The organism is Candidatus Paralachnospira sp. LCP21S3_A2, from assembly GCF_052118925.1.
Lineage (GTDB): Bacteria > Bacillota > Clostridia > Lachnospirales > Lachnospiraceae > Lientehia.
Genome location: NZ_JBQKGG010000010.1, coordinates 79,994 through 90,090 on the forward strand (window position 1 = coordinate 79,994; position 10,097 = coordinate 90,090).

A 10,097-nucleotide genomic window follows, 5' to 3' on the forward strand; every position below is an offset into this window, starting at 1 on the left:
GCCGTAGTTGAAGCGAAGATTCTCCTGCTCTGCCAAAAACTTGACAATTTCCACCGGAAAGGTTGATTTTCTAAGAAAACGTGATAAACTAGGGTAGCAGGAAAAAGTAGAAGAACAAAATGATCGGGACCGGGCAGGAAGCTGCCCGGTTTTCACAGGAGGGACGCGATGAATTACGAAGAATCTGTGGCTTACGCAGGGGAGCTGATGAAGAAAAAGAATATTGTTCTCGGACTTGGCACCATGAAGGAGCTGCTGCACCGACTGGGGGATCCCCAGAATGAGCTGTCCTTTCTGCATATTGCGGGAACTAATGGGAAAGGTTCGATACTTGCCATGGTGGCAAGTATCTGTCAGGCGGCCGGATATCTGGTCGGACGCTATAATTCCCCATCGGTGTTTACCTACTGCGAAAAGATCCAGGTAAACGGTGAATCTATCAGTGAAGCAGATGTGGCCAGGCTGATGACAAAGGTACGTGAAGCCAGTGATGCCATGGAGGGGGAAGGATTTCCTCATCCCACCAGCTTCGAGACAGAAACAGCAGTCAGCTTCCTTTATTTTAAGGAAAAAAAGTGTGATCTGGTGGCGCTGGAAACCGGCATGGGTGGCGAAACGGATGCCACCAACGTGGTGACGACAACTCAGGTTAGCATTCTTGCATCAATCAGCATGGATCACATGCAGTTTCTCGGAAATACCCTGGAGGAGATCGCGAAGGTCAAGGGTGGGATCATAAAGCCGGGAAGACCGGTGGCCATGACCGGGCAGAATCCGGAAGTGGAGGCAGTGATCCAAGGAATCGCAGAAGAAAAACAGGCGCCTCTGATTATTTCCAGACCGGAGCAGGCAGTGATCCGGTCTGCAGATTATACGGGGACGGTTTTTGATTATAAGGAGTTTCAAAATGTAAAACTGTCGCTTCTTGGAAAATATCAGGTGATAAATGCCTGTACAGCGCTGGAAGTAGTTGAAATTCTCCGCGGTTTAGGCTATGATATTAGACAGCAGGCGGTTCTTGAGGGCATGGCCGGTGTGAAATGGCCGGGACGTTTTCAAATGCTGATGGATCGGCCTGTGTTTCTCATTGACGGAGCTCATAATCCGGAGGCGGCTGTGCGCCTCAGAGATTCCATTGAACTTTATTTTTCCGGCAGAAAGATTTCTTATATTATGGGAATTCTGGCGGATAAGGATTACGAAGAAATTGTACGGATCACAATGCCCCTGGCGCAGAAGATTTATACTGTGACGCCAGGAAGTCCGAGAGCTCTTGGTGCAGAGGCGTTAAGAGACTGTGTTCTGAAAAGCGGATTTACCGGTAAGGTGAAAGCGGAGCTGTCTGTAAAGCAGGCAGTTTTTGATGCACTTTTGTCGGCAAAAGAAGATGAAATTATAATAGCATTCGGTTCGTTGTCTTATCTCAGCGAAGTGACCGATGCTTTAAAGGAGACTATCCATGATAGATAAAGAAAAAGTTGAAGCAGCAGTGCGCCTGTTCCTTGAAGGGATCGGCGAGGATGTGAACCGCGAGGGACTGGTGGGAACACCGGATCGGATCGCGAGAATGTGTGAAGAAATCTATACGGGAAGCGATGAAGCGGCGGCGCGCCATTTGTCGAAAACCTTTACGGTATCAAATAATGAACTGGTGCTGGAAAAGGATATTACCTTCTATTCCATGTGTGAGCATCATCTTCTTCCCTTTTACGGAAAGGCCCATGTGGCTTATGTACCAGATGGAAAGGTGGCCGGTTTAAGCAAGCTTGCGCGGACGGTGGATGAGTTTGCAAAGCGTCCCCAGCTTCAGGAGCAGCTGACGGCTCAGGTAGCAGATGCTATGATGACCCATTTAAAGCCCAAAGGTGTAATGGTGGTTGTAGAGGCAGAGCATATGTGCATGACCATGCGTGGAATCCGAAAGCCGGGTGCCCAGACTATGACTTATGTGCGCCGGGGAATTTTCGAGGAGGATCAGGCACTGGCAGACCGTGTATTTGCCATGATCCGCTAGGATGGAAAACAAAAAGAGAAATTTGGAACTCTGTACAGATGGCAGGGTTCCTTTTTTTTATGGAATATGATACAATAACAAGAAAACATTCTGAGACGCAGGAGGACATGAGTGGAACGAGTTGATCGTATTATCCGAAATGAAACCTTTATCTGGAATATGAAAAAACTGCTGAGACTGGAGCAGGAACGGATCTACTGCCGCCATGACATGGACCATCTGCTGAGCGTGGCGCGGATTGCTTACATAAAAGCACTGGAGGAACGGATTCCGGTCTCCAAGGAGCTGATTTATGCGGCGGCGCTGCTCCACGACATCGGACGGGCAGCTCAGTATGAGACGGGGATCCCTCATGACCGGGCCAGTGTCGGGATTGCGGAGGAAATCCTCCGGGACTGCGGGTTTACCGGGGATGAGCAGGCTGAGATTTTATCAGCCATCAGCAGCCATCGTTCTAAGGATGTGGCCGGGGAGAGCCTCCTCGGAACATTGATCTACGATGCGGATAAAAAGTCCAGAGCCTGTTTTATGTGCAAGGCGCAGGCTTCCTGCAACTGGCCCATGGAAAAGAAAAATTATAATATCAAGAGGTAAGCACAGATGAGGATTGGAAATAAGGATTTTGATGTGGAGAATCATGCATATGTCATGGGAATTTTAAATGTAACGCCGGATTCCTTTTCCGATGGCGGAAAATGGAATAATCTGGATGCGGCTCTGAAGCACACAGAGGAGATGCTGGCGGACGGCGCGGATATCATCGACATTGGCGGCGAGTCCACAAGACCCGGTTACGGTGCGATCCTTCCTGATGCGGATGAGATTGCCAGAGTACTGCCGGTGATCGAGGCGGTGAAAGCCCGGTTCGATGTGCCAATCTCGATTGATACTTATAAAAGCGGTGTGGCAGAGGCTGCCATCAAGGGCGGAGCCGATCTGGTAAATGATATCTGGGGCTGCAAGTATGATCCCGCTATGGCGGATGTGATTGCAAGGTATAACGTAAGCTGCTGTCTGATGCACAACCGCAAGGAGCCGGATTATGAAAATTATCTGGCGGATGTGAAAAAGGATCTCGGGGAATCGGTGAAACTGGCCAAGGATGCCGGTGTGGCGGACGATAAGATCATTCTTGATCCCGGAATTGGCTTCGGGAAGACGTATGAGCAGAATCTCTGCCTGATGAATCATGTGGAGATTTTAAAGGAGCTCGGTTATCCGGTACTCCTCGGAACCTCCAGAAAATCTATGATCGGTCTGACGCTGGATCTTCCTGCTTCTGAGCGCGTGGAAGGAACGGTAGCGACAACCGTGATGGGTGTCATGAAGGGCTGTGCCTTTGTCCGTGTTCATGATGTAAAGGAAAACCGCCGGGCGCTTCTGATGACAGAGGCCATTCTGCGGGCAGAATAAAGAAAACTGCGGCGGCATCGGAAACAGGGAAAATGGAAGCGGAAGCATGGATTTTAAAATCCGAAATCCGCAGCCAGCAAAACGGAGGAAGCATGGATAAAATCATCATAAAGAACCTGGAAGTGTTCGCCAATCACGGTGTATTTCCGGAGGAGACGGCTCTCGGTCAAAAGTTCATCGTCAGTGCCGAACTGCTTACGGACACAAGAAAGGCGGGGAAAACTGACGAGCTGGAGGCCTCAATCCATTACGGCCTTGTCAGTGCCGAGATTACAAAATATATGAAGGAGCATACCTGTAAGCTCATTGAAGCGGCAGCAGAGGGCGTGGCGGAGCATCTGCTCCTGACCTATCCTCTCATGCGGGGAATCTCTCTGGAGATCAAAAAGCCCTGGGCACCGGTGGGACTCCCGCTGGAGACCGTTTCCGTGGCGATTGAACGGAGCTGGCATAAGGCCTATGTGGCATTCGGTTCGAATATGGGTGATAAAAGAGCCCATATCGAAGCTGGAATCCGGGTGCTGCGGGATGAACCGCTGATCCGTCTGGGAGCTGTATCCGATATGATCGAAACGGAGCCCTATGGCGGAGTGGAGCAGGATAATTTTCTCAACGGCTGTCTGGAGCTGGAAACGCTTCTGACGCCCTATGAGCTTCTGGACGTACTTCATAAGGCGGAGCAGCAGGAAAAACGGGAGAGGCTGATCCACTGGGGACCGCGGACGCTGGATATGGATCTGTTATGTTATGATGACCTGATCCAGGACGATCCGGTTCTGGTACTTCCCCACCCGGAGATTCAGAAACGGACGTTTGTGCTGGAACCGCTGGCGCAGATCGCACCGTATCTGGTTCATCCCCTGCTTCATAAACGGGTAAAAGATCTTTTGGAGGAATTGTGATCATGGACTTAGGAGAGATCAGAAACGAGATTGATGCCATTGACAAAAATCTGGTGGAGCAGTTTGAAAAACGGATGGCGCTCTGCCGGGAAGTGGCTGATTATAAGATCAGAAATGGAATGCAGGTGCTGGACCGGAACCGGGAGCAGGAAAAGATGAATGCCATTGCGGATATGGCAGACTGTGAGTTCAACCGTTATGGACTGCGGGAGCTGTTTACCCAGATCATGTCCATCAGCCGAAAGCAGCAATACCAGCTTCTGGCAGACAAGGGTGTGATCACTGGACTGCCCTTTGAGATGGTCCCGAATTTACAGAAAACAAAGGCCCAGGTGGTCTATCAGGGCGTGGAGGGCGCGTACAGCCATGTGGCAGCCAAACAGTTCTTTGGCGATCAGGCCAGACTGTTCCATGTAAAAACCTGGGATGATGCCATGCGTGCTATCTGTGCGGGAACTGCGGACTATGCAGTGCTTCCTATCGAAAATTCTTCAGCAGGAAGCGTGGCAGATGTCTATGACCTGCTGGTGAAATATGATAATTATATTGTTGGTGAGACATATGTAAAAGTAGACCATGTGCTTCTGGGACTTCCGGACGCAGAGCTTTCCGACATCAAGCTGGTTTATTCTCATCCTCAGGGGCTGATGCAGTGCAGCCGGTATCTGGACGAACGGAAAAACTGGGAGAAGCACAGTGTAAACAATACTGCCCTTTCAGCAAAACGGGTCATGGAAGAGGGGGATAAGCATCATGCAGCCATCGCCAGTGAGATGGCCGGAGCGCTTTACGGTCTGAAGATCCTGGATAGAGGGGTAATGAACAGCCGCGGAAATACCACCCGTTTTATTGTGATTTCCAGCCGGAAAATATATGAGGCATCGGCCAATAAGATCAGTATCTGTTTTGAGATCAAGCATGAGAATGCAGCGCTTTATAATATGCTGTCCCATTTAACCTACAACGGACTGAACATGTTAAAGCTGGAGTCCCGTCCGATTTTGGGGCGGCCCTGGGAATTCCGGTTCTTTGTAGATTTTGAAGGGAATCTGGATGATGCAGGAGTGAAAAATGCACTCCGCGGTATTCTGGAAGAAGCGAACTACTTCCGGATCCTGGGAAATTACTATACAGACAAGGGGAAGAACATCAATGAAAACTGACGAGCTGATCTTATATCGGAATCCGGCTCATAAAGAACTGGTGGAAGCCATGGCAGCATTAATTGATGCGGCAGGCACAGGTGTCTGCGGCGGTCAGATGGAGGTGGATGAGACGGAAGCAGCACCAGACCGGTTTCAGACTGCCGGAGAGCTGGTGGAGTTTGCTGCAGCTCATGGGTTTAAAGGAAATCTCTGGCACAGCTTGCTGGCCTACGTGCTGGCGACCAATGAAAATGCCTTCAGTATGGCATGTGAGATCCGCGGCAGGGTAAAAGGAACGGTCAATACGCTGGCAGAACACGACTTTTCGCTGTTCAGAGAGTGGTTTTCTTTTGATCTGGCCAGACTGGATCTTAGCGGAGTGCCGTTATTCGGACTGCTGAAAACGTATGAGAGTACCGGTACCCACAGTACGGTGTTCAATCGGCGGATCCGGGATAATATTCAGGAGCTGGCAGGGGCTCTTGCCGCGGCAGAAACGGATCAGGAGTGGAATCGGATCATTGCAGAGTTTTATCGCCGGTTCGGTGTTGGAAAGTTCGGGCTTCATAAGGCATTTCGGGTTGAGCAGAAGGACGAGGAGGCACTGATTGTTCCTATTAAGAACATCGAGCATGTATATCTGGATGATCTTGTGGGATATGAGGCACAGAAAAAGAAACTGGTTGAGAATACAGAAGCGTTTGTGGAGGGGCGTGAGGCCAATAACTGTCTGCTTTTTGGCGACAGCGGAACCGGAAAATCCTCCAGTATTAAGGCAATTCTCCATAAATACTATGATCAGGGGCTTCGCATGATCGAGGTCTATAAGCATCAGTTCCGCGATCTGTCCTCGATCATCAGCCAGATCAAGAGTCGGAATTATAAGTTTATCATCTACATGGATGATCTGTCTTTTGAGGAGTTTGAGGTAGAGTATAAATATCTGAAGGCAATCATTGAGGGAGGACTGGAAGTACGCCCTTCCAATATTCTGATTTATGCCACATCCAACCGCCGTCACCTGATCCGGGAGAATTTCAGCGACAAGGAAGAGGTACGGGAGGATATGCATCGCTCCGATACCGTTCAGGAGAAGCTGTCACTGGCGTCTCGGTTCGGCGTGACCATTTACTACGGGCGGCCGGAGCCGGCACAGTTTAAGGAAATCGTTGTTACCCTGGCAAAAAGAGCGGGGATCACTATGCCGGAGGAGGAGCTCCTTCTGGCAGCCAATAAGTGGGAACTGTCCCATGGCGGGATCTCCGGACGGACGGCTGTTCAGTTTATTACCTGGTTAAAGGGAACGCAGGGAGCATAGCAGATGTTGAAACAAGACGATCTGGAGACCGGATCAGAACGAGAGCATAACGTGTTGAATTGGATCATACGATAAAGCATGATCCGAAAACACTCAAGACATGAAAGGAATTTATCTATGTGTGGAATTGTCGGATTTACCGGTGATCATCAGGCCACTCCGATTCTTTTGGAGGCACTGTCAAAGCTGGAATACCGTGGCTATGATTCTGCCGGAATCGCTGTGCGGGATGGAGAAGAGCCTGTTGAGGTAATTAAGGCCAAGGGACGCCTGAAGGTCCTGGAGGAAAAAACAAATGACGGAAAGTCGGTTCGTGGAACCTGCGGAATCGGACATACCAGATGGGCAACCCACGGGGAACCTTCGGAAAACAATGCTCATCCCCACATCAGTGATGACGGGAATGTGGTAGCGGTTCATAACGGAATCATTGAGAATTATCAGGAGCTGAAAGATAAGCTGCTTCGCAAGGGCTACAGCTTTTATTCTGAGACGGATACAGAGGTGGCAGTCAAGCTGGTAGATTATTACTATAAAAAGTATGAGGGAACTCCGGTGGATGCCATTAACCATTCCATGGTGCGTATTCGCGGATCCTATGCGATGGCACTGATGTTTAAGGATTATCCGGATGAAATCTATGTGGCAAGAAAAGACAGCCCGATGATCCTCGGAGTGGCAGGTGGAGAATCCTATATCGCATCGGATGTGCCGGCAATTTTAAAATATACCAGAAATGTTTATTATATTGGAAATCTGGAAATGGCCCGTGTTCGGAAAGGCGAAATTACTTTTTACAATCTGAACGGGGATGAAATTGAAAAAGAATTAAAGACGATCGAATGGAATGCAGAGGCGGCAGAAAAAGCAGGATATGAGCATTTCATGATGAAAGAGATCCATGAGCAGCCCAAAGCAGTGCAGGATACGATTCATTCTGTACTGAAGGCGGGAGAAATTGACCTTTCATCGGTTGGATTGACGGATGATGTGATTAAGTCTGTTAGTCAGATTTATGTGGTGGCCTGTGGTTCTGCATACCACGCAGGCGTGGTGACACAGTATGTCATGGAGGATCTGGCACGGATCCCGGTACGGGTGGATCTTGCATCAGAATTCCGTTATCGCAGACCGATCCTGGATCCAAATGGTCTGGTGATCATTATCAGCCAGTCCGGTGAAACGGCAGACAGTCTTGCAGCGCTCCGACTGGCGAAGGAGCAGGGCATCCGGACCCTGGCAGTCGTCAATGTGGTTGGTTCATCCATTGCAAGAGAAACCGATCATGTATTTTATACGCTGGCAGGCCCGGAGATTGCAGTTGCAACAACGAAAGCATACAGTACCCAGCTGGTGGCAGGGTATCTCCTTTCCGTGCAGTTTGCAAAGGCACGGGGACAGATCACGGACGAGCAGTATCGGTCTTATCTGGAGGAAATGGAGACTCTTCCCCAGAAGATCCAGAAGATTATTGATGATAAGGAACGGCTTCAGTGGTTTGCGGCAAAGCAGGTGGCGGCAAGGGATATTTTCTTTGTGGGCCGCGGTATTGATTATGCAGTCAGCCTGGAAGGCAGCCTGAAAATGAAGGAGATCAGCTATATCCATTCGGAGGCGTATGCGGCAGGAGAGTTAAAGCATGGAACCATTTCGCTTTTAGAGGATGGAACGCTGGTGATCGGTGTATTGACTCAGCCAAAGGTTTATGAAAAGAGTGTCAGCAATATGGTAGAGTGTAAAAGCCGCGGCGCATATCTGATGTGCCTGACAACGTATGGAAATTATAATATTGAAGATACGGCAGACTTTGTGACCTATATTCCGAAAACGGATGAGCATTTTGCGGCTTCACTGGCGGTGATCCCGCTGCAGCTCATGGGCTATTATGTATCGGTTGCAAGGGGGCTGGATGTGGATCGTCCCAGAAACCTGGCGAAGAGTGTAACAGTAGAATAGGAAAAGGGATATCTGAAACAAAAAACGAGATTGTAAGATATGAAGAAAAGGCGGAGCAGAACAGCTTCGCTTTTTTCTTCACGGGAAACAGTAAAAGAGCTTCTTTTTGATTTAGCGGAGATGTAAAATATTTCAGGTTCACGGGAGCTCATTCCGGTCATATTATAAACAGAAAGCATTTTGCAGGGTGGTTAGTCGGATGAGAGAAAAAGTAGTGATAGATGCGGGACACGGCGGCCGGGATCCGGGGGCGGTCTTCGAAGGCAGACAGGAGAAGGATGATGCGCTGGCGCTGGCTCTGGCGGTCGGAGAGCTTTTGGAGGCAGCAGGACTGGATGTTGCATACACAAGAACAGAGGATGTTTACAATACGCCTTATGAAAAAGCAATGATGGGAAACCATTCAGGCGCAGATTATTTTGTGTCGATCCATCGGAATGCGTCGGCGGAACCGGGAACAGCCTCGGGAATCGAGACTCTGGTATATGAGAAAGGTGGAGAGGCGGAGAAGCTGGCCAAAAAGATCGGAGAAGGGCTGGAGGGACTTGGCTTTGCCAACCGGGGGGTCATAGAACGGCCAAATCTGGTGGTGCTTCGGAGAACCAATATGCCGGCCGTTCTGGTGGAGGCCGGCTTTATTGATTCACCGGAGGATAATGAACGGTTTGATGAGCAGTTTGACCGCATTGCAAAAGCCATTGCGGATGGGATTTTGGATATGACAGAGGGAGGAGTAGAGAGCCAGGAAGGACCGCATCGGACGTTATATCAGGTTCAGACCGGTGCATTTCGTGAGCGGCGTTATGCAGAAGAAATGCTGGAAGAGCTTCAGACATTGGGATATCCGGCATGGATCCGTGCGGAAAACGGGTGGTTTCAGGTTCGGGTAGGAGCGTATGAGGAGTTAGATCATGCAATCAGTATGGAACGGCAGCTTCGAAAGCGGGGATATAATACGTATATTGCAGTGGACTGATTGGACGGCCGGAATAAAGGTGCCTCCGCCTGCGGCAGAATTCTGAAGCTGCGGGCGGGGAAAAACGAAAGTGTTTGAATTGTATAAAAAAAATAAACAAAAAGGTGTTGACAAGGAAAGCAAAGCATGGTAAACTGGTTTTCGCTGAACGAAATACAGCAAACGACAAAAGAAAAAGTCGAAAAAAATAAAAAAGTTGTTGACAAACAGGAAACAATGTGATAGAATAAAGAAGTTGCCGCTGAGAACTGAAAGACAACGACAAAGAGAACCTTGATAACTGAACAGTATATTCCAACCCCTGAAAATTCTATAAAAAGAAGTTTCAGAAATTGATACGAAAGTATCGCCAAGTAAAATGGATAAAAGAAAA

General features: G+C 49.1%; 9 protein-coding genes. All 9 read left to right on the forward strand.

Annotated elements, in window-relative coordinates:
- Positions 1–168 precede the first annotated feature (168 nt).
- The 9 genes from ACTQ3K_RS08655 to ACTQ3K_RS08695 all read left to right on the forward strand — a co-directional run bounded on the left by ACTQ3K_RS08655 (position 169) and on the right by ACTQ3K_RS08695 (position 9,724).
- Positions 169–1,470, forward strand: a complete 1,302-nt coding sequence (locus ACTQ3K_RS08655; RefSeq protein WP_441567741.1) for a bifunctional folylpolyglutamate synthase/dihydrofolate synthase — start codon at positions 169–171, stop codon at positions 1,468–1,470.
- Positions 1,460–2,014 (forward strand): GTP cyclohydrolase I FolE, encoded by a 555-nt coding sequence (folE, locus tag ACTQ3K_RS08660; RefSeq protein WP_441567739.1) that lies wholly within the window; start codon positions 1,460–1,462, stop codon positions 2,012–2,014. Before ACTQ3K_RS08655 ends, folE begins: the two co-directional genes overlap by 11 nt.
- A gap of 111 nt (positions 2,015–2,125) precedes the next feature.
- Positions 2,126–2,608, forward strand: a complete 483-nt coding sequence (locus ACTQ3K_RS08665) for an HD domain-containing protein (protein ID WP_441567737.1) — start codon at positions 2,126–2,128, stop codon at positions 2,606–2,608.
- A gap of 6 nt (positions 2,609–2,614) precedes the next feature.
- On the forward strand, positions 2,615–3,427 hold the full coding sequence (gene folP, locus ACTQ3K_RS08670) for a dihydropteroate synthase (RefSeq protein ID WP_441567735.1): 813 nt from the start codon (positions 2,615–2,617) through the stop codon (positions 3,425–3,427).
- Between the two features lie 92 nt (positions 3,428–3,519).
- Complete coding sequence (folK, locus tag ACTQ3K_RS08675) at positions 3,520–4,329, forward strand: 2-amino-4-hydroxy-6-hydroxymethyldihydropteridine diphosphokinase (protein ID WP_441567733.1); 810 nt, start codon at positions 3,520–3,522, stop codon at positions 4,327–4,329.
- A 2-nt stretch (positions 4,330–4,331) separates the two neighbouring features.
- A complete protein-coding gene (locus tag ACTQ3K_RS08680; protein ID WP_441567731.1) occupies positions 4,332–5,492 on the forward strand; it encodes a bifunctional chorismate mutase/prephenate dehydratase in 1,161 nt (386 codons plus the stop codon).
- On the forward strand, positions 5,482–6,792 hold the full coding sequence (locus tag ACTQ3K_RS08685; RefSeq protein WP_441567729.1) for an ATP-binding protein: 1,311 nt from the start codon (positions 5,482–5,484) through the stop codon (positions 6,790–6,792). Before ACTQ3K_RS08680 ends, ACTQ3K_RS08685 begins: the two co-directional genes overlap by 11 nt.
- Positions 6,793–6,909: 117 nt before the next feature.
- Entirely contained in the window at positions 6,910–8,748 is a 1,839-nt protein-coding gene (glmS, locus tag ACTQ3K_RS08690) for a glutamine--fructose-6-phosphate transaminase (isomerizing) (RefSeq protein ID WP_441567727.1), read from the forward strand.
- A 199-nt stretch (positions 8,749–8,947) separates the two neighbouring features.
- Positions 8,948–9,724: an N-acetylmuramoyl-L-alanine amidase gene (locus tag ACTQ3K_RS08695; protein ID WP_441567725.1), complete on the forward strand. Its 777-nt coding sequence runs from the start codon at positions 8,948–8,950 to the stop codon at positions 9,722–9,724.
- The last annotated feature ends 373 nt before the right edge of the window (positions 9,725–10,097 follow it).

Excerpts from the sequence above, each read along its gene's own strand:
- folK (WP_441567733.1), top strand. The coding sequence starts at position 3,520 with ATGGATAAAATCATCATAAAGAACCTGGAAGTGTTCGCCAATCACGGT.
- ACTQ3K_RS08695 (WP_441567725.1), top strand. The coding sequence starts at position 8,948 with ATGAGAGAAAAAGTAGTGATAGATGCGGGACACGGCGGCCGGGATCCG.
- folE (WP_441567739.1), top strand. The coding sequence starts at position 1,460 with ATGATAGATAAAGAAAAAGTTGAAGCAGCAGTGCGCCTGTTCCTTGAA.
- folP (WP_441567735.1), top strand. The coding sequence starts at position 2,615 with ATGAGGATTGGAAATAAGGATTTTGATGTGGAGAATCATGCATATGTC.
- ACTQ3K_RS08655 (WP_441567741.1), top strand. The coding sequence starts at position 169 with ATGAATTACGAAGAATCTGTGGCTTACGCAGGGGAGCTGATGAAGAAA.
- ACTQ3K_RS08685 (WP_441567729.1), top strand. The coding sequence starts at position 5,482 with ATGAAAACTGACGAGCTGATCTTATATCGGAATCCGGCTCATAAAGAA.
- ACTQ3K_RS08680 (WP_441567731.1), top strand. The coding sequence starts at position 4,332 with ATGGACTTAGGAGAGATCAGAAACGAGATTGATGCCATTGACAAAAAT.
- glmS (WP_441567727.1), top strand. The coding sequence starts at position 6,910 with ATGTGTGGAATTGTCGGATTTACCGGTGATCATCAGGCCACTCCGATT.